Here is a 19,259-nt window from a genome sequence, read left to right as displayed (position 1 = left end):
ACTTTCATGACTACCTCTATTATATGAAAAAACTAGGCATAAACACAATTGTTATTCGATATTTTGTACTTGTTCTTTCACCTTTTCCATCTCGCTTTTCAAATTCACAACCATTTCCGTCATTTTGCCATCATTGGATTTTGATCCGATTGTATTCACTTCACGGTGCATTTCCTGCACAATAAAATCGAGTCTTCTGCCAACAGGTTCATCCATGGAAAGTGTGCCTTCAAATTGAATGAAATGGGACTGTAGTCTTGTCAACTCTTCAGTAATGTCGCCTTTCTCTGCAAGCAAAGCAACTTCCTGGAGAATTTTTGTTTCATCGGGCCGGAGTTGTTCTTTAGTGTATTCTTCTATACGTGCCCGAATCCTCTCTTTATATTCCTCGATGACCATCGGGCGCCTTTCATCCAGGCTGCTCAGCCATCTCCGGACTTCTGTGATGCGTTTCTTAAGATCTTCGTACAACTCGTGCCCTTCTTTCAACCGCATCTCCACCAGTTGCCTGGCAGCATTATCCATAGCCTCTAATAGAGGCATTTGCCATTCATCTGCATCGTTTTCCATCTCTTTTTCCGAAAAAACATGGTCTAACTTGGATACCATATCAATAGAAATATCCCCCGTCAAATCGTAGCGGCGCTGGAGATCTTTCAAACGGGTAAAATATTGATCGACAATTTTCCAATTGACATCGATTTTCTTTTCAATGAATGTTTCTCCCTCAAGTGTAACAAAGATATCGACACGACCTCTTGTTAAAAGGCCTTTCACAACCTGTTTCAGCCGTTCTTCCATAAACAGTAATGCATGTGGCATCTTGGTTGTTATATCCAAAAAACGGTGATTCACTGACCGAATCTCGACATGAATCTTTGTATCACCGACTTCAACCGTACTCTTTCCATACCCTGTCATACTTTTTAACAATACGATCATCACCTATATGTAAAATGAATTCCATACCTATTTTAGCAAAAGAAAGGATGCTGTTGCGAATGTTTGGCTTTAGTTGATGAAAAATCTTAGAATAACAAGCTTTACTCATGCTATACTTCTACAAGTAGAGAGGTGAAGACGATGTCTTTTGACGGAATTGTTACCCGGGCGATCACGAACGAATTGAATGAAACGATCCAGTCCGGACGTATTATGAAAATTTATCAGCCAACCGAAACGGAGCTCGTATTTACGGTCCGTTCCAATCGAAAAAAACAAACGCTATTATTGTCCGCACACCCGAGTTATGCTCGCTTCCATTTGACGGAAGATCAATACCATAATCCTAAGGAACCCCCCATGCTTTGCATGCTTCTAAGGAAGCATTTGATCGGGGGATTTATTGAACGGATCGAACAGGTGGACATGGAAAGGATCGTAAAGTTCCATATCCGAACCCGAAACGAAGTCGGCGATGAAACCATGAAAACGCTCATCATTGAAGTGATGGGGAAACACTCCAATATCCTGCTTGTCGATGAAGAAGAAGGACATATGCTCGACAGCATCAAGCATTTGCCCCCTTCGCAAAACCGGCATCGGACGATCATGCCCGGACAGCCTTATAAACTTCCACCAGAACAAGGGAAAATCAACCCCGTTGACCTTGATCCAGATTCGTTCATCAGAAAATTGGATTTCAACTCTGGCAAAATGGATAAACAAATTTTGAATGTGGTGATGGGTTTTTCACCTATGATCACGAAGGAAATTGTTCACAGAGCAGGTCTTGGCGGCTCACAAACTGTGAAAGAAGCCTACAGTGAAATCAGGGAAATCATACTCAACCATGCGTATGAACCACAGATACACAGGGCAGAAAAAGAGCAGTTTTACGTCATCCCGTTACATGCGTTTTCCGATGATGTTGAAAAATTTGAAAGCGTCAGTGCCATGCTGGATGATTATTATTCAGGAAAAGCCGAACGGGATCGTGTTAAGCAACAGGCAGGAGACCTGCATCGTTTCTTGAAAAATGAGCGGGATAAAAATAAACGGAAGATTAAAAAACACGAAACTACGTTGAAGAAATCGGAATCTGCAGAAGAGTATCAAAAACTTGGCGAACTTTTAACTGCACACATGCATATGGTCAAAACAGGCGATGAATCTGTGACGGTCGTTGACTATTACGACCCTGACCAATCAGAAATGACAATTGAACTCAACCCTAATAAATCGCCGAGTGAGAATGCACAAAGCTATTTTCAAACGTACGCAAAACTTAAGAAATCCAAAGAAGTGGTACAAATAGAAATACAGAAAGCAGAAGATGAAATCCTTTATTTCGATCGTCTGATCCAACAAGTCGAAACAGCAAGAGAAGAAGACATTGAAGAAATCCGCGAGGAACTGCGGGAACAAGGCTACTTAAAGAAAAAGCCCGCGACAAAAGGAAACCGTAAAAACAAACCACAAAAACCGAAACCGGAAAGTTTTGAATCAACGGATGGTACGTTGATCTACGTCGGAAGAAACAACAAACAGAACGAATACCTGACGAACCGGATGGCGAACAAAATGGATATTTGGCTGCATGCCAAGGATATTCCAGGATCTCATGTGGTGATTCGTGATGAAGACCCGAGCGAAGATACGCTGTTTGAAGCCGCGCAGCTTGCTGCGAATTTCAGTAAATCAAGCAGGTCCTCTTCTGTTCCTGTTGACTATACACGGATACGTCATGTGAAGAAACCATCAGGTGCAAAGCCTGGGTTCGTCACGTATGACCAGCAACAAACGTTGTTCGTGACACCTGATTCGACTTTCATTAAACGGCTAAAGAAAAAAGACTAACCCATGTCCCTGTGCCTATTATTGGCACAGGGATTTTCACATAGTACAAACTGCGATTACAAATAATATAAAGGCAACTGAATCTGACCAGGGAGGTTGCTGTTATGCCAAAGAATTCAAAATCCAAACGTAACCCGAAAAAGAGCAGAGATGCTGTTCAACCAGCTACGGGTGAAGAACGAATTACCATCTCGAAAGCCGGCGAAGGGTCTTACGATCGTAACAGATAAACGAAAAGCAGCACATGCGAGTTCGCAGTGCTGCTTTTTTAATCTTCCAACCTTTCCGCTGTAACAAGCCCCATTCTTTCACCAACTACCAGCAGAGCTTGATTGATTTTCCAAATATAAAAGAGGTGGTGGACAATATCTCCCTCTCCTTCTTTGTGTCCCGGGGCAAACCGTTCAATCATTTCCCGCTCATGTTGAAGCTTGAACAGTTGTCCACTCATTACTTCCCCGTTCATGACCGCCATGATCGTGCGTATGTTATGCTTATAAACCTTTTCCGTTCGCTGGAGAGCCTCTTTGATTTCCTCGGAATGATAAAAATCCTTTTGATACGTAGAAGCAAGTAATTGTTTTGCATAATAATTAATAGCCGTAAATGACATCAACAATCTGGGGATACCCGAATACTTATTCGCTCCGGGTCTTTGCAACGCAGGTTTTGCCTCCTCTTCTAGCAGCTGGATCTTCACATCCATCTGAAAAGCTAGATCTGCCAGCCCCTTCATGCTTTCTGACTGGCGGAAATTGTCCATGTAGGACAGGATGTAACCCTCGAGATCTTCTAAGTACTCCACCAGCTGTTCTTTCATTTTGTCCAATGTTCGAGTAGGAAAAATGAAGGCGGCAGCCGCAAGTGCAATCCCAGCTCCTGCAATGGTATCGACCACACGGGCTAGCAGCAATCCATAACTGATTCCTCCCAACATGAGGTCATACATGAAAGCGATGAGCATCGTGATGAACATACTCATCACAGTGTAGGAAACGGGAAGCGTGTAAAAAGCAAAAAAGATAACCGCAAAAATCAGGGCTACTTCCAGTTCAGACTGACCTGACACCGTCTTTGCTAAAATGAAACCAATAATAGCTCCTACGATCGTGCCAATGGACCTTTCCAAACCCTTCAGATATGTGCGCCCAACGGTCGGGGTCCCTAATTGAACGATAAAAGTCGTTAATAACACCCAGTAGGGCTGTATAGGAGAAATCAAGTGACCGACAACGACAGCGATTGATCCTGCGATCACCGACTGAATAGCTTTTTTCGTCGAAGGTTTCATCCCTTTCGTTTGTTCTTCCGCTTCTGTTGATTTCTTGTCTTCGGTCAATTCAGCACCAGAATGATCTTTGCCACTATATTTGATGGCAAGGGCTCCCTCCGTCACATGCGAAGCAATCGCCTCAATCCGGCGGAGCAGATAAAGCCATCCTTCAGGTCTTGTTTCACGTTCGCCAAATCTCTGGTCGATCGTATTTCGCAAAGCGCTTACTACACGCTCCGCCTCAGCAAGGTGGCTTTCTTTCTGCTCTAATTTAAGAACTTCAGCCTTCTGCAATGTACGTATGAGTCGTAAGAGGGTGAAACGGAGCTCTTCCGACTGAAGCGCTCCGCTTTCTTTTAACCTCTCTAAACTATCCGAAAGCGTCATGACAAACATCGCCGTATCGAATACATATAACCGTAATTGATCTGTGCGGACACCCGGCCAGACTTCTCTGATATTCTGGGCATTCAAATCTGTGGAGACATGATTTGCGTAATCTCTCAGCTTTTTTACATTTTCCGTCAACTTTTTTGAGCGGATTTGGTTTATATCTGGATCATCTATGACTTCCGTCAACAGTTCGAACGTCAAGTTGGCCTGCCTGTGAAATGATTGGACACTGCGCCTGAGCTGCTGGGCGGTATCTCGGAAAATGATGAAATTATATAGAAAAGCGTAGCAGATGCCTATACAAATGGCGCCGTAAAACCATGGGAATTCTGCTGAGGGGAGTTTTAAAAAGGAAGAAAAATAAACCGTGATAAACCCGATCATCCCTAAAGAAAAGTAGCGACTACCAAATTTAGAAAAATAAAAGCTGCAAAAGATGATCAAGATCATTAACGCGGATACGAGAACGGCACTAAAGGAGAGCAAAGACCCCAGTGTCACTCCGCAGATGGCGGATAAAGGAAGCAAAAGTGTTGTCCCCTGCTTTTCTTTTTTGGTATCGTCCATGACCGCCATGATGCCCAACAGGCCGCAAACACCTGATATAATTGCGGGCAGAAGTGGATCTTTACCGAGTGTATTCAAGATCAGTAAGGTAGTAAAGACAGCTGAGATTACACTCAACGTCGCTTTTCCTGCCTGTTGCAAACGCTTATGTCCAGGATCAGACGCAAGCATTCTTTTCAACCAGTACGACTTTCTTCCTATTTCATACATTGAATAATCCTCCTTTCCTTTGTATGTGAAGAATCGATTCTATCTATTAAATAAATCTTCATTTATGTATTAAGTACGCACAACCCTTTTATTCTAACGAGATAGATAAAAATAAATTATAGAGCGCTCTATCCCATCTGTCAAAAGGGAAAGCTCCCTTTCTTACGTTTCCATCCAATTTGCCGTATTTGATATGTACTGATTTAGTAAGTATACAGGATTTGACTCTCAATAGGGCAAACAAACCCTGAGGATCGCAAAGCTAAGTCTCAAAGAATAGAGATTCATCTAGTAATAATTAACATTTAGTTTTGGGGCATTGGATTAAAAAAACCACGATTGAATCGTGGTTTCAGGTTAGAAAGTATGCGAATACTGCTATCGATGCCAGGTAAGAAAAAACCGCTTGTGCCCAATACCTCCGGCTTTCGCGCTTCAGCATATACACATTCCAAAGAATGAATAACGCAAGGGATGCGAATAAGCTTAATAAAGGTTCCAGGGACCACATAGACTCCATAAATGCAAAGGCCACCCATGTATATAAATAAACAAAACAGGTCAATAAACCAAGCGAAGCATTCATGAGTATGAAAAAAGAGTGTTTTTTAGATTTCATTTTCATCACCAATACGTTTTGATGACTTCATCGTACTAGGAGAATGCAGAAATAGCAACTCCTCTATACGTTAAGAGTTCGTAAAAACATAAGGGTCCTGGCTCCACTTCATCAACAGCTGCTCCTGCTCCTTTTCAATTTGATTTTCATTGAGTAACTGTTGCAGAAGCTCTTCATAACTTGTCAGGGATTGATAAGAATAGCTTGTATCCTTAAATGCATCCTCCGCCGCTTGAAGGTTGTAAGTGAAGATCGACAGCACTTCAACCACTTCCACACCTTCTTTTTTCAAGGCTTCTGCGGCTTCTATTGACGATTTTCCTGTTGAAATTAAATCCTCGATAACAATGGCTTTTTGCCCTTTTACAACATGACCCTCAATCTGGTTTCCTTTTCCATGCTTTTTGGCTGAAGACCTGACATAAACCATGGGAAGATCCATTAAGTCCGCCACCCAGGCAGCATGGGGAATACCTGCTGTTGCACACCCTGCGATGACATCGATGTGGCCCAGGCGCTTGATTTTGTTCACAAATGCTTCTGCAATGCTTTTTCTTATTTCAGGATAGGACATCGTTAAACGATTGTCACAATAGATTGGTGATTTCAGGCCAGATGTCCATGTGAAATAGTTATCGGTTTCAATTTTAACCGCTCCTATGTGAAGCAAGTCACGTATGAGTGTTGATTGACTCATGTTGAAAGGCCTCCTTTATTGTTTTGTAGATGTCTCCGGGGTTTTCTGCATCTCTGATTGCTCTCCCCACAACCATGGCATCACTCCCGTTTTTCCGGGCTTTTTCCGGGGTAGCCACTCGCTTCTGATCATGGTTTTCTCCCCCTGCCAGGCGTATTCCCGGTGTCAAAGCAGCAAGCGTCGTATGTTTTTTTATGATCCCGGCTTCTTCCACCGAACAGACGACACCATCCACGCCGCACTTCTCCGCTCGCATCCCATAGTGCTTGACGACTTCGGCTAAAGGACGGTTGATGAGCAGCTGCTCTTTCAACATTTGCTGGTCCGAAGAGGTAAGAACGGTAACGGCTAATAAAATGGGAACATGCCCTTGTGCTCCTTCTTCCAAACCGATTTTAGCAGCTTTCATCATATCTTCCCCGCCTTGAGCATGAACGTTGACGACATCGACTTTCATGCTGGCAAGGTTTCTCATCGCACGACGTACGGTTTCTGGAATATCATGCAATTTCAAATCGAGAAAGATTTCGTGCTCCATTTCTTTCAATTGATGGATGATGGCAGGACCTTCTTTATAAAAAAGCTCCATGCCCACTTTAACCGGTATGCCTGTAAGGTCATTACGCTTCAAAAAGTCTAGTGCTTCCTTTCCCGTTTGGAAATCAAGGGCGAAGTACAGAGGTTTCAACTTTTTCATCATTGGCACCTCCAATCGCTTGCTCTACGCTTGAAAACCCATAGCGTGAAAGCGTCGCAGGCAAGTCTTCAATGACTTCCTTACAGATGAAAGGATTTTTGAAATTTGCACTTCCGATTGCCACTGCACTCGCTCCGGCTAGTAGGTATTCCAACACATCTTCTGCGGTTTCAATCCCACCCATACCGATGATTGGAATGGTTACGGCTTGGTAAACTTGATGGATCATCCGGATACTGATCGGTTTGATCGCTGCTCCTGAGAGGCCTCCTGTTCCATTTGCAATGACAGGTTTGCGCGTTTTAGGGTCAATCCGCATCCCTGTAAGTGTATTAATCATGGAAAGACCTGAAGCACCCGCTTCTTCTGCTGCAAGAGCCATTCCGACAATATCGGTCACATTAGGAGAAAGCTTCACATACACAGGCACAGTGCTCACTTCGACGACATAACGGATGACTTCTTTCGCTAACAGAGGGTCGGTGCCGAATTGCACCCCTCCCTCTTTGACATTCGGACAAGATATGTTCAATTCGATGGCATCCACATGGGAGGAGATTTGTTCAGCAACCTCCCCATATTCCTCTACCGTACTCCCTGCTACATTGGCAATGATTGGAAGGTTATGGTTTCTCAAAAATGGAATTTCATCCGAAATGATGCTTTCCACACCAGGGTTTTGCAGTCCGATCGCATTCAGCATGCCGCTTGAGGTTTCTGCTACTCTTGGTGTGCCATTTCCAAAGCGGCGTTCCTTTGTGGCTGCTTTCATAATGACAGCTCCAAGGCTTGCAAGGTCATAAAATTGAGCGAATTCCTTTCCGAATGCAAAGCAGCCACTAGCCGGCATAACAGGATTTTTCAAAGTTAAACCCGGTAGATTCACAGATAAATTCATGATAAGACGACCTCCCCGGATTTGAATACAGGACCATCACAACAGATGCGTTTGTATCCTTTTTCATCGTTCGATTCGACGACACAGGCAAAACAGGCGCCGATTCCACAGCCCATCCGTTCTTCCATCGACAAATACCCTGGTGTATCCGGATGTTGATCAGCGACTGCTTTTAACATCACCGTCGGGCCACAGGATAAATAGAGCTGGTAATCCTCTCTCACATCAGAGAGAGCGTCCGTTACACGGCCGCTTTTCCCCAGTGACCCATCTTCTGTCGTCACATGCACTTCTCCAAGGGCACGGAATTCATCGAGTAAAAAGGCATCCTCCCTGGATCTGAAACCGAGAATACTCGTGACGGCCAATCCATTTTCTTTCAGATTCTTCGCAGTGCTGTACAGGGGTGGCACTCCGATACCCCCACCAATAATCAGTGCATGATCAGAATAGATGCTCGTCGTCGGAAAACCTTGACCTCCCGGGCCAAGAACATCCAACCGATCACCGACCTGAGAACGCGTCAACGCTTTGGTACCGTCTCCCATGACTTTATAAATCAAAGTCACGGTACTATTTTCAAGGTTATAATCTGCAATAGATATCGGACGCCGCAGGTAGAAACCATCGATTCTGACGTGCACGAATTGACCAGGATCCGCGATCTCCTGCACCAGTTTTCCTTCCAGGACGAGAAGGTGCGTATCTCTCGCAACCTTCTCATGTCTAAGAATGGTCATCCGTTCGTTTTTCATCCTGTCACTCCTTCCATTGGTGTGATGGCACGGGCCGAGAAGGACATCGCATTAATCACATCTACAATGGTTTTGGCTGTATCCAAGCTTGTTAAACAAGCAAGTCCATGTTCGACCGCTTCTCTACGAATTCTGAACCCATCCGATCTTGCACGCATCCCTTTGTTTAGTGTATTGACAACGAACTGCACTTCTCCTTGTTGAATAAGATCGATGACATCGCGCTGATCCGATCCCACTTTTCCTACCGCTTCTACAGGAATCTGTGCTTCTTCTATCACAGAAGCTGTTCCTTCCGTTGCGAACAGACGGAAACCCAGTTCAAAGAATGTTTTCGCAATATCCAGCATTTCTGATTTGTCTTTGTCTGCAACGGTCAGCAGTACAGATCCTTGTGTCGGAATCTTCAACCCTGCAGATGTCATTCCTTTGTAAAGGGCTTTTTCCAAAGTTTGATCATATCCGATGACTTCACCGGTCGATTTCATCTCAGGTCCTAGCGTCGTATCAACACTTCTCAGTTTTTCAAAAGAGAAGACAGGCACTTTGACATAGACCCCATTCGGCTTTGCAGCCACTCCTAATGTGTATCCTTCGTCTTTCAATGTTTTGCCTAACAGAACCTTTGTAGCGAGCCTGGCCATCGGAACCCCTGTGATTTTACTCAAGAAAGGTACCGTCCGACTTGCTCTAGGGTTCACTTCAAGGACATAGGCCGTCCCTTTGTAAACGACAAACTGGATGTTGATGAGGCCTTTCATATTCAGATCTCTGGCAATCTTTGTTGTCGCATCGATACATTGTTGTTCAAGTTCTTTTGTAAGCCGCTGGGTCGGATAAACAGCCATGGAATCTCCCGAGTGGACTCCTGCGCGTTCAATGTGTTCCATGATCCCCGGGATGAAAACATCTTCCCCGTCCGAGATGGCATCGACTTCGATTTCCATCCCTGTCATGTACTTGTCGATCAGAATGGGATGACCATTGTGTGCAGATGCATTTGTTTCCAAGTAAGAGGAGAGCTCTTCGTTTGAATAAACGATCGCCATCGCACGGCCGCCGAGGACATAGGAAGGTCTGACGACAAGCGGGTATCCGATTTTCTCAGCAGCAAGGAAAGCTTCCTCTGCGCTTTTGACACTTTCCCCTCCTGGTTTAGGGATATTCAAATCGTTGAGCAGCTGTTCAAACAAGTCCCTGTCTTCTGTTTTATCAATCGACTCCATTGTAGTACCCAGGATCTTTACGCCTTCTTTCGTCAATCCGTCCACGAGGTTGATGGCTGTCTGTCCTCCAAACTGGACGATGACGCCTTCCGGCTGTTCGAGATCAATGACATTCATTACATCTTCCAGTGATAACGGTTCAAAATAAAGCTTGTCAGAAACACTGAAGTCTGTGGAAACTGTTTCCGGGTTGTTGTTCATAATAATGGCTTCATAGCCCATTTCCTTCAGTGCAAGGACAGAATGGACGGTCGCATAGTCGAATTCGACGCCCTGGCCGATACGGATCGGACCAGACCCGATGACGAGCACCTTTTTATTTCCACTAGGGATGGCTTCGTTCTCATCTTCATAACTGCTGTAAAAATAAGGCGTTTCCGATTCAAACTCCCCGGCGCACGTATCCACCATTTTGTACACCGGACGAATTCCATGACTTCTTCTCCACTCCCGAACTTCTGCTTCTTCCCGGTTTGTTAATCGTGCGATTTGTTGATCAGAAAATCCGGTTTTCTTTACTTTCTCTAGTAAAGATCCATCCATTTCTCCGTGGGCCACTTTCTTCTCAAGCTGGATGATCCGTTGTAGTTTATAAAGGAAGAATAAATCAATCCCCCCTGTGATATCATGCAGGCTTTCAATGGAATACCCTCTTCTTAACGCTTCTGCGATTAAGAATATCCGTTCATCATCCGCTTTTTTCAATCTTCTATTCAGATCTTCCTCTTTCATATGTTCGGCATAAGAAAGATAAAGCTCTTCTGTATCACCCTCCAGCGATCGGATCCCTTTCAGTAAAGATTCTTCAAAGCTTCTGCCGATACTCATCACTTCACCGGTCGCTTTCATCTGGGTACCGAGTGTACGATTTCCCTTCGCAAATTTATCGAACGGCCAGCGTGGGATTTTCGTTACGACATAATCGAGTGCTGGTTCGAAGCAGGCATAAGTCGTACCAGTGACAGGGTTTTTGATTTCATCCAGCGTCATTCCTACAGCGATTTTGGCTGCAAGTTTAGCAATTGGATAGCCGGTCGCTTTGGAAGCAAGGGCAGAAGAACGACTGACACGTGGATTCACTTCGATGATGTAATATTGGAAACTATCCGGATCAAGAGCAAGCTGGACATTACATCCACCTTCGATCTGGAGAGCCTGGATAATCTCCAATGATGCATTTCTAAGCATTTGATATTCCCGGTCGCTAAGGGTTTGGGAAGGAGCGACAACGATGGAATCTCCCGTATGAATGCCAACAGGGTCGAAGTTTTCCATATTACAAACGACGATTTTATTGTCCGCCCCATCGCGCATCACTTCATACTCTACTTCTTTGAAGCCGGCAATGTTCTTCTCTATTAAACACTGACTGACAGGAGAAGCGGCCAATCCGCTTCTGGCAATTTCTTTTAACTGAGCAGCATCGTCACACATGCCTCCACCGGCTCCGCCCATGGTGTAAGCGGGGCGGACGATGACTGGAAAACCGATCGTCTCTGCAAAATCCAGTGCTTGTTCCACCGTGCTGACAATTTCACTTTCAGGTACAGGCTGGTTCATCTCATGCATTAATGCCCTGAATTTCTCACGATCTTCGGCTTGTTGGATAGCATCAAGCGGTGTTCCTAGGAGTTCCACGTTAAATTCTTCAAGAATACCAGATTCACTCAACTCTACCGCCATATTCAGTCCTGTCTGCCCTCCAAGAGTGGGAAGAATCGCGTCCGGGGTTTCTTTTCTAATAATTTTTTGAAGAAACTCAAGCGTCAGTGGTTCCATATAGACTTGATCAGCAAAGGTATGATCGGTCATGATCGTTGCCGGGTTTGAATTAGCGAGGATAACTTCATATCCTTCTTCTTTCAAAGATTGACAGGCCTGGGTTCCGGAATAGTCAAATTCAGCAGCCTGACCGATGACGATCGGACCGGATCCGATGACGAGTATTTTAGTTAGATCTGTACGCTTAGGCATTGAGAGTCCTCCTTTGTATTCTTCTGGTGGTGATCGATCATTTTCAAGAATTCATCGAATAAATGGGCTGTATCTTCCGGTCCTGGTGAACTCTCCGGGTGATATTGCACAGAGAAAACCGGGTCTTCCTTGTGTTTCAACCCTTCCACTGAGTTGTCATTCAAAGAAACTTGGGAAAGCTGCAGTTCGGTCTCTTCCAGTGAATGAAGGTTGACGGCATAGCCATGGTTCTGAGAAGTGATATACGTTCTCCCCGTATCCAAATCTTTCACCGGCTGATTGATTCCTCTGTGGCCGAATTTCATTTTAGAAGTATCTGCCCCAGAAGCAAGAGCAATCAACTGGTGCCCAAGGCAGATCCCGAATATAGGCACTTGACCGATCAGCTCACGAATGGTTTGAATCGCCTCAGGAACATCTTTTGGATCTCCAGGACCGTTCGAGAGCATCACACCATCCGGTTTCAGTCTCAGGATCTCCTCTGCTGACGTATGGTAAGGAACCACAGTCACATGGCAATCGCGCTTCGTAAATTCCCGTAAAATGCCGTGTTTCATACCGAAATCTACGAGTACAATCCGCTCCCCTCGACCTGGAACAACATACGGCTTAACAGTCGATACCTGTTTCACTTGATCATTCAATAGAGGAGTAGCTTCCAATAAGCTGAGTACTTCATTAATCGGACGATCGGATGAGGCGATCATCGCCTTCATCGTTCCATGCTGGCGGATGATTTTCGTCAGCTTCCTCGTATCAATGTCACTGATCCCTGGAATATTCTTCGCTTTTAAAAATTCGTCGATCGTTTCTTCATTACGAAAATTGGAAGGATAATCACAGTGTTCTTTTACGATGACTCCGAATACCCCCGGGTTGACGGTTTCAAAGTCATCGCGATTGATTCCATAGTTTCCGATGAGTGGATATGTGAAGGTGATCAGTTGTCCGTAATAAGACGGGTCGGAAATCACTTCCTGATAACCGCTCATCCCCGTATTGAATACGACCTCACCAATCGTTTCCCGTTCACTGCCGAATCCTTCACCTACAAATACCGTTCCATCTTCAAGCACGAGTTGTTTCATGCGTTTTCCCCTCCCATACAATTTTTCCTTCAACCATGGTAAGCTCCGGCCAACCTTTCGCTCTCCAGCCATGGAAAGGTGTGTTCTTTCCTTTTGAAGCAAAGCTGTGACGGTCGATCATCTTTTCATGGTTTACCTCTACAATGGTGATATCTGCTGGTGCTCCTTTTTCTAAAGTGCCATAAGGGATACCGAATACCTCAGCTGGCTTGCTCGTCAGCCATTCCACAAGACGCTCCAGCTGAATTTCATGCTTCTCTATGAAGTGGGTGTACAAAAGAGGGAAGGCTGTTTCCAAACCCGTAATTCCAAATGGTGAGTAAAGGAAGCCTTCTTTCTTATCCTCTTCGGTATGGGGCGCGTGATCCGTTGCAATAAAATCGATGGTTCCGTCCATCAAACCTTCAATGAGCGCTTTCTGATCTTCTTTGGATCGAAGCGGCGGGTTCATTTTGAAAAAGGCGTCGTCTTCCTGGACATCCATTTCGTTAAGAATCAAATGGTGAGGCGTTACTTCTGCAGTTACTCGAATCCCCGCTTTCTTCGCATCACGGATGACCCTTACCGACTCCTTTGTTGAAACGTGACACACGTGATAATGGCAGCCTGTGGCTTCCGCAAGCAGAACGTCTCTTGCAATTTGTACAGACTCAGCAATGTTCGCAATTCCAGGCAGACCGAGTCTCTCACTCACATCACCTTGGTGGGCGACCCCTTTATATACGAGTGAATTGTCCTCGCAATGAGCTACGATCGCTTTATCCAGCCGGCTTGCTTCTTTCATCGCTTCGTACATCATGCCAGCCGTTTGAACTCCTACGCCATCATCGGTAAAGGCGAACGCGCCCATTTGCGATAAGGTTTGCATATCAACGAGCTCTTTTCCGAGCTGACGCGTGGTTATTGAAGCATAAGGAAGCACTCTGACTGATGCATCCTGCTTGAACTTCTCCATCAAGTTATGCATGTTCTCTTCAGAATCAGGTACAGGCTTCGTGTTTGGCATAGCACACACAGTTGTGAAGCCTCCACGAGCTGCAGCCTCTGTCCCTGTAAGTATGGTTTCTTTTTGTTCGTCACCAGGTTCACGTAAATGAATATGGACATCCACCAATCCTGGCAGTACAAGACCCTCTTTCGCATTAATCATTTCATCTGCTTCTCCGACAGACGGTGCTATTTCAACAATCGTACCGTCCTCGATCAAAATTTCAGATTTCTCGAAGCGATGCTTCGTAAAGACCTGCCCGTTGATGATTTTCTTTTTCATTTAAAGCTCCCCTTTCATGAGTGCATGGATGATGGCCATCCGCATCGTCACTCCATTTGTCATCTGCCTGAAAATCTTTGACTTTTCGCATTCGACGAGGCTCTCATCGATCTCCACCCCGCGATTCACCGGCGCAGGATGAAGAATGATACTATGTTTCATCATCCTCGCTTCCCTTTCCACTGTCAGTCCATATTGTTCCAGATAGCTACCCGTTTCTTCATGACCCGTATGACGTTCATGTTGAATTCGAAGCAGCATCAGGACATCACAAGTTTCCACAGCTTCGTCCATTGTGATGTAATTCTGTGTCATTGTAGGATCCTGCCATTCGGGTTTACTGACAAACGATACGTCGGCCCCGAGTTGTCTTAGTGCATAGGCATTAGATCTGGCAACCCGGCTGTGTTTTAAATCTCCCGCAATGCAAACATGCAAGCCTCTGAAACTTTGAAAATGTTCATAAATGGTGTACAAATCCAGAAGGGATTGTGTGGGATGCTCCCCACAGCCATCCCCAGCGTTGATTAAGGGTATATCCAACCCTTCCGTACATGTCGACAGGCCATCCACTTCTGACTGCCGCACGACAGCCAGATCCACGCCGAGCGACTCCAGCGTCTTTAAGGTGTCATATAAGCTTTCTCCTTTTGTCAAGCTGGAATCTACCCCATCCAACTCAACAACATCAAACCCCAACCTCTTTTCAGCGATGTGAAAACTCGTTTTAGTTCGCGTGCTCGGTTCTAAAAATAGATTGGCAGCAAATTGTCCTGAAAAAGAGGGACGGTTTACGGGATCTTTCAGTTTTTCTGCTAAATGAATCAGGTGATAAATCTGTTCATTGCTCAGCTGCTTGATGGACAGCAAGTTTCTTTTAGATCGAATGGCGGTCATGTACATCTCTCCGTTCCTATTATTAAGTTAACGGGGACTAAGGAGAAAAAAAGCACCCCCAGGTGTCTGGGGGTGCTGAACTCGTCGCATGACAAACGAGCCCATCCCTAGTACACCTTTTCAAGCCTCTCTGGACTCATTTAAAACGTGAAGCTAGTGTTTGGTTATGCTACATGATTTTTCTTGTTTTGCTGTTCGACTTCAGGCGCTTCGAACATCTGTCCATTTCCGTGTCCTTTTTCTTTACCTGGTAGGATCAAGTTAAGACCGACACCGATGATGGCAGCAAGCGCCATTCCCGCGATTTGTACTTCCTCCGTCACTTGGACGAAAGCACCTCCGACCCCGATGACGAGGATGACTGAGGCGATGATCAAGTTTCTCTTTTCACCAAAATCGATTTGATTATCGATCAGCATACGCAGACCGCTGGAAGCGATAATTCCGAAGAGGAGAATAGATACGCCTCCCATGACGGCGGTCGGAATCGAACTGATGACTGCCGTTACCATGCCGATGAAGCCAAAGACGATGGCGATGACAGCTGCTCCGCCGATGACGAACACACTGTACACTCTCGTAATCGCGAGCACTCCGATATTTTCTCCATACGTGGTGTTCGGAGGTCCTCCCAGACAGGAGGCAATGAATGTCGCCACACCATCGCCAAGAATGGATTTATCCAGTCCTGGATTTTTCAAAAAGTTTCTTCCTACCACTTTCGATAAGACCATCTGATCTCCCGTATGTTCCGTGATTGTGACAAGCGCAAAGGGAACCATCAGAAAGGCGATTTCCCAGCTGATTACTTCCAGTGGGGAAAAGTCAACGAATGGGACAACGAAATCCGGTGCTTGGAAGAATGCGGCTATGGCAGCTGAAAACGAACCTGCTGTCGTAATTGCTGTCCATTCTTCCTGAATGCCGCTAGTATCCACAATGCCTTGGGTCATAGCGAATGCATACCCACCGACAATTCCGAAGAGAATCGGCAGCAGGGAAAAGAACCCTTTAAAATAGATGGAAGCGATAATCGTTATGGCCAGTGTAACAAGGGCGACCATGAAGTGAGTTCCACTGTAGATATTTTCTTCCTGCCCCGGCAGGTACATCGCCATCTCCACCGCCGTTGATGCTAACCCGAGACCGATAACAATAATGACCGGGCCGACAACAATCGGAGGAAGCAGGTTCATGAGCCACTTCGTTCCAAAAATAGAGATTAAGAGAGCAACCAGCCCATAGACAAGACCGGCAAGAAAGCTTCCGACCATCGCTCCCGCAACCCCGCTCGACTTGGAAACTTCAATGATCGGAGCAATGAAGGCGAAACTAGATCCTAGATAGGCTGGTACCTTCCCTCTCGTTATGAGCAGGTATGCGAGTGTTCCAAACCCGCTTGATACAAGAGCGACTGATGGCGATAATCCGGTCAGAAAAGGAACGAGAATCGTTGCGCCAAACATCGCGAACAGATGCTGGAGGCTTAGGACAAGCCATTTATTTAGTGGTGGTACTTCATTAACGTCGAGTGCTGCTTTATGTTGTTTCATATTGAATTCCTCCTTCGTGTCTCTTCCTGTTTGAGGGTGGTACATGTTATGGCATCCCATGATTTTCACATAAAAAAACCTCTTTGCGCTTAAAGGTACGCAAAGAGGTAGACGTGTAGAGTACACGTATCCTTACGAACCTTTTAAGCCTCACGGGACTTTCTTTAAAGGTTACGGTTCATTCATTTTTCATAAATCTTCACTTCGTCTGCTTCATCCGTTTCAGATAAAGTGACGGTAATGATTTCTTCCTGGGAAGTCGGAACATTTTTTCCGACATAATCTGCGCGGATCGGCAGCTCCCGGTGTCCCCGGTCCACTAAAACCGCCAGCTGTATTTCTTTCGGGCGTCCATGGTCGATCAGTGCATCCATTGCGGCACGCACCGTTCGGCCTGTATAAAGGACATCGTCGACGAGAATGACTTTTTTTCCATCAATATCCGCCGTAATGTTCGTTTCTTTCAATTGAGGTTCTGCTCCATTTTCCTGAGGAGTCAAGTCATCACGGTAGAGGGTAATATCAAGCTCCCCGTCTGGAAGATCTGCACCTTCAATCTCCTGAATTTTATCCTTAAGGCGCTGAGCAATCGGCACGCCTCGTGTTTTAATTCCTACAAGGACGAGATCCTCAATTCCCTTGTTCTTTTCTATGATTTCATGAGAGATCCTGGTCAATGCCCGACGGATCGCTGCATCATCGAGTACAGTCGCTTTTGCATTCATCATTGAGTCCTCCTTGATTCCCAGTGTTCAGTGACGAAAAAACCCCTTTTCCGCATAAAGGCAGAAAAGGGGTTCTAATACACGTGTCCTGTGCATAACCGTCACCTTTTCAGCCTCACGGGACTGTCTTTTAAAGGTCTTTATATTCTATATGGAAGTATGACACTCCCTATAAACTTTGTCAATAGCTTATTAAACCTCTTTTGTCTCCAAGTACTTCAGTGTTTCCTTAAATTCCGCTGGAGGTTCGACCTCAAACTTTTTCCATTCCCCGGTTCTCGGATGCTCAAAACCCAGAGATTTAGCATGCAGTGCTTGACCATCAAGGTCCAACGTTTTACGTGGGCCGTACTTCGGGTCACCCGCTAGCGGATGATCAATATAGCGCATATGCACACGAATCTGGTGTGTACGCCCAGTTTCCAATTTACATTCGACTAAAGTGAAATCAGTAAAATGACGCAGGACACGGAAATGAGTCACCGCATCACGCCCGCCATCGACAACTGCCATCCTCTGCCGATCTTTAGGATCCCGTCCAATTGGTGCATCAATCGTGCCATATTCATGATGAATTTCTCCGTGTACAATCGCTTCATATTTACGTTCCACGGTTTTCTTGGATAATTGCTCCGCCAGTGATTGATGAGCGAGATCATTCTTAGCTACCATCAATAGACCACTTGTGTCTTTATCAATCCGATGAACGATTCCCGGGCGCTCCACTCCGTTGATTCCAGACAAATCCTTTACATGGAATAACAGAGCATTCACGAGTGTACCTGAATAGTGGCCCGCTGCCGGGTGGATTACCATGCCGGAGGGTTTATTGACGACAATCACATCTTCATCTTCATACACAATCTCAATCGGAATGTCCTCAGGAAGGATATCCATCGGTTCAGGCTCTGGGATATGCCACGTAATACTCTCCCCCTCCTGCACCTTGTAATTGCTCTTTACTGCTTTTCCATCTACACAGACTATGCCATCTTTCAGCCATCCCTGAATTTGAGATCTGGACGCTTCTTCGATGACCTCTGTTAATAATTTATCAATCCGCTTTGACTGATCGTTTTCTGTAACCTTATAGTGTTCACTCAAGATTTCAAACTTCCTTTCTTTCTGCGCTCATCAACGAAAGTGGCAATCATGACAAAAATCACTCCGACGACAAGAGCAGAGTCCGCTACATTGAAAATAGGAAAATCATAGCTGAAAATGTAGGTGTTGGCGAAATCGACCACTTCCTTACGAAATACACGATCGATGAAATTCCCAACCGCTCCTGCAAGTATGAAAGCAAGAGCTACACCTACAAAGCGACTTTCTTTTCCATACTGATGTAAATAATAAATGACAAATCCTATGACAATCACCGTTATGATATAGAAGAACCACATCTGCCCTTGTAATATTCCCCAGGCAGCACCCTGATTCCGGTGAGAGGTCAGATAGAAAAAGTTTTCGATAATGGTTATGCTTTGGCCAATATCCATTTTTGTGACCACAAGCCACTTCGTCCATTGATCAAGGATAATGAGACCAATGGCAATGATATAATACAAAATCATAAGCGTCCCCCATGAATCTTAGTCCTAGCCTATTGTACCACAAA

At 45.2% G+C, this 19,259-nt stretch carries 16 protein-coding genes; 2 read left to right on the top strand and 14 right to left on the bottom strand.

Annotated elements, in window-relative coordinates; genetic code table 11:
* Positions 1-51 precede the first annotated feature (51 nt).
* Entirely contained in the window at positions 52-942 is an 891-nt protein-coding gene (locus GLW00_RS08575) for a YicC/YloC family endoribonuclease (RefSeq protein ID WP_237417460.1), read from the bottom strand.
* 141 nt (positions 943-1,083) lie between these two features.
* Here GLW00_RS08575 and GLW00_RS08570 point away from each other — a divergent pair, with 141 nt between their 5' ends.
* Entirely contained in the window at positions 1,084-2,799 is a 1,716-nt protein-coding gene (locus GLW00_RS08570; protein ID WP_160913085.1) for an Rqc2 family fibronectin-binding protein, read from the top strand.
* Between the two features lie 104 nt (positions 2,800-2,903).
* Positions 2,904-3,029: a hypothetical protein gene (locus tag GLW00_RS20805; RefSeq protein ID WP_255534767.1), complete on the top strand. Its 126-nt coding sequence runs from the start codon at positions 2,904-2,906 to the stop codon at positions 3,027-3,029.
* A gap of 38 nt (positions 3,030-3,067) precedes the next feature.
* On the opposite strand, the gene GLW00_RS08565 is transcribed toward GLW00_RS20805, so the two are convergent.
* The 13 genes from GLW00_RS08565 to lspA all read right to left on the bottom strand — a co-directional run bounded on the left by GLW00_RS08565 (position 3,068) and on the right by lspA (position 19,215).
* On the bottom strand, positions 3,068-5,242 hold the full coding sequence (locus GLW00_RS08565) for an FUSC family protein (RefSeq protein WP_160913083.1): 2,175 nt from the start codon (positions 5,240-5,242) through the stop codon (positions 3,068-3,070).
* A 689-nt stretch (positions 5,243-5,931) separates the two neighbouring features.
* On the bottom strand, positions 5,932-6,558 hold the full coding sequence (pyrE, locus tag GLW00_RS08560) for an orotate phosphoribosyltransferase (RefSeq protein ID WP_160913081.1): 627 nt from the start codon (positions 6,556-6,558) through the stop codon (positions 5,932-5,934).
* Positions 6,533-7,255, bottom strand: coding sequence for an orotidine-5'-phosphate decarboxylase (gene pyrF / locus GLW00_RS08555; protein WP_160913079.1), 723 nt, complete (start codon positions 7,253-7,255; stop codon positions 6,533-6,535). The genes pyrE and pyrF overlap by 26 nt, the downstream gene beginning before the upstream one ends.
* Positions 7,221-8,153 (bottom strand): dihydroorotate dehydrogenase, encoded by a 933-nt coding sequence (locus tag GLW00_RS08550; RefSeq protein ID WP_160913077.1) that lies wholly within the window; start codon positions 8,151-8,153, stop codon positions 7,221-7,223. The genes pyrF and GLW00_RS08550 overlap by 35 nt, the downstream gene beginning before the upstream one ends.
* Entirely contained in the window at positions 8,150-8,908 is a 759-nt protein-coding gene (locus tag GLW00_RS08545) for a dihydroorotate dehydrogenase electron transfer subunit (RefSeq protein WP_160913075.1), read from the bottom strand. Before GLW00_RS08545 ends, GLW00_RS08550 begins: the two co-directional genes overlap by 4 nt.
* Positions 8,905-12,108 carry a carbamoyl-phosphate synthase large subunit gene (carB, locus tag GLW00_RS08540; protein WP_160913073.1) on the bottom strand — a complete coding sequence of 1,068 codons (3,204 nt, stop codon included), beginning with the start codon at positions 12,106-12,108 and terminating at the stop codon, positions 8,905-8,907. The genes GLW00_RS08545 and carB overlap by 4 nt, the downstream gene beginning before the upstream one ends.
* Positions 12,087-13,196: a carbamoyl phosphate synthase small subunit gene (locus tag GLW00_RS08535; protein ID WP_160913071.1), complete on the bottom strand. Its 1,110-nt coding sequence runs from the start codon at positions 13,194-13,196 to the stop codon at positions 12,087-12,089. Before GLW00_RS08535 ends, carB begins: the two co-directional genes overlap by 22 nt.
* The gene (gene pyrC / locus GLW00_RS08530; protein WP_160913069.1) at positions 13,177-14,466 is read right to left on the bottom strand and encodes a dihydroorotase; all 1,290 of its coding nucleotides are present in this window, start codon (positions 14,464-14,466) and stop codon (positions 13,177-13,179) included. Before pyrC ends, GLW00_RS08535 begins: the two co-directional genes overlap by 20 nt.
* Entirely contained in the window at positions 14,467-15,363 is an 897-nt protein-coding gene (locus tag GLW00_RS08525) for an aspartate carbamoyltransferase catalytic subunit (RefSeq protein ID WP_160913067.1), read from the bottom strand.
* A gap of 164 nt (positions 15,364-15,527) precedes the next feature.
* Positions 15,528-16,916, bottom strand: a complete 1,389-nt coding sequence (locus GLW00_RS08520) for a solute carrier family 23 protein (protein ID WP_160913065.1) — start codon at positions 16,914-16,916, stop codon at positions 15,528-15,530.
* Between the two features lie 182 nt (positions 16,917-17,098).
* Complete coding sequence (gene pyrR / locus GLW00_RS08515; RefSeq protein ID WP_089654623.1) at positions 17,099-17,641, bottom strand: bifunctional pyr operon transcriptional regulator/uracil phosphoribosyltransferase PyrR; 543 nt, start codon at positions 17,639-17,641, stop codon at positions 17,099-17,101.
* A gap of 192 nt (positions 17,642-17,833) precedes the next feature.
* Complete coding sequence (locus GLW00_RS08510) at positions 17,834-18,745, bottom strand: RluA family pseudouridine synthase (RefSeq protein WP_160913063.1); 912 nt, start codon at positions 18,743-18,745, stop codon at positions 17,834-17,836.
* A complete protein-coding gene (lspA, locus tag GLW00_RS08505) occupies positions 18,742-19,215 on the bottom strand; it encodes a signal peptidase II (RefSeq protein WP_160913061.1) in 474 nt (157 codons plus the stop codon). The genes GLW00_RS08510 and lspA overlap by 4 nt, the downstream gene beginning before the upstream one ends.
* Between the last annotated feature and the right edge of the window lie 44 nt (positions 19,216-19,259).

Source organism: Halobacillus litoralis, from assembly GCF_009856445.1.
GTDB lineage: Bacteria > Bacillota > Bacilli > Bacillales > Halobacillaceae > Halobacillus > Halobacillus litoralis.
Note: the sequence above shows the minus strand (reverse complement) of the source record. Positions and strands in the feature narration are given on the sequence as shown.

Bases quoted from the DNA above. Each gene is read 5' to 3' on its own strand.
- pyrR (WP_089654623.1), bottom strand. From the start codon at position 17,641: ATGAATGCAAAAGCGACTGTACTCGATGATGCAGCGATCCGTCGGGCA.
- GLW00_RS08525 (WP_160913067.1), bottom strand. From the start codon at position 15,363: ATGACCGCCATTCGATCTAAAAGAAACTTGCTGTCCATCAAGCAGCTG.
- GLW00_RS08550 (WP_160913077.1), bottom strand. From the start codon at position 8,153: ATGAATTTATCTGTGAATCTACCGGGTTTAACTTTGAAAAATCCTGTT.
- GLW00_RS08535 (WP_160913071.1), bottom strand. From the start codon at position 13,196: ATGAAACAACTCGTGCTTGAAGATGGAACGGTATTTGTAGGTGAAGGA.
- pyrE (WP_160913081.1), bottom strand. From the start codon at position 6,558: ATGAGTCAATCAACACTCATACGTGACTTGCTTCACATAGGAGCGGTT.
- GLW00_RS20805 (WP_255534767.1), top strand. From the start codon at position 2,904: ATGCCAAAGAATTCAAAATCCAAACGTAACCCGAAAAAGAGCAGAGAT.
- lspA (WP_160913061.1), bottom strand. From the start codon at position 19,215: ATGATTTTGTATTATATCATTGCCATTGGTCTCATTATCCTTGATCAA.
- GLW00_RS08545 (WP_160913075.1), bottom strand. From the start codon at position 8,908: ATGAAAAACGAACGGATGACCATTCTTAGACATGAGAAGGTTGCGAGA.
- pyrF (WP_160913079.1), bottom strand. From the start codon at position 7,255: ATGAAAAAGTTGAAACCTCTGTACTTCGCCCTTGATTTCCAAACGGGA.
- pyrC (WP_160913069.1), bottom strand. From the start codon at position 14,466: ATGAAAAAGAAAATCATCAACGGGCAGGTCTTTACGAAGCATCGCTTC.
- GLW00_RS08520 (WP_160913065.1), bottom strand. From the start codon at position 16,916: ATGAAACAACATAAAGCAGCACTCGACGTTAATGAAGTACCACCACTA.
- GLW00_RS08565 (WP_160913083.1), bottom strand. From the start codon at position 5,242: ATGTATGAAATAGGAAGAAAGTCGTACTGGTTGAAAAGAATGCTTGCG.
- carB (WP_160913073.1), bottom strand. From the start codon at position 12,108: ATGCCTAAGCGTACAGATCTAACTAAAATACTCGTCATCGGATCCGGT.
- GLW00_RS08570 (WP_160913085.1), top strand. From the start codon at position 1,084: ATGTCTTTTGACGGAATTGTTACCCGGGCGATCACGAACGAATTGAAT.
- GLW00_RS08575 (WP_237417460.1), bottom strand. From the start codon at position 942: ATGATCGTATTGTTAAAAAGTATGACAGGGTATGGAAAGAGTACGGTT.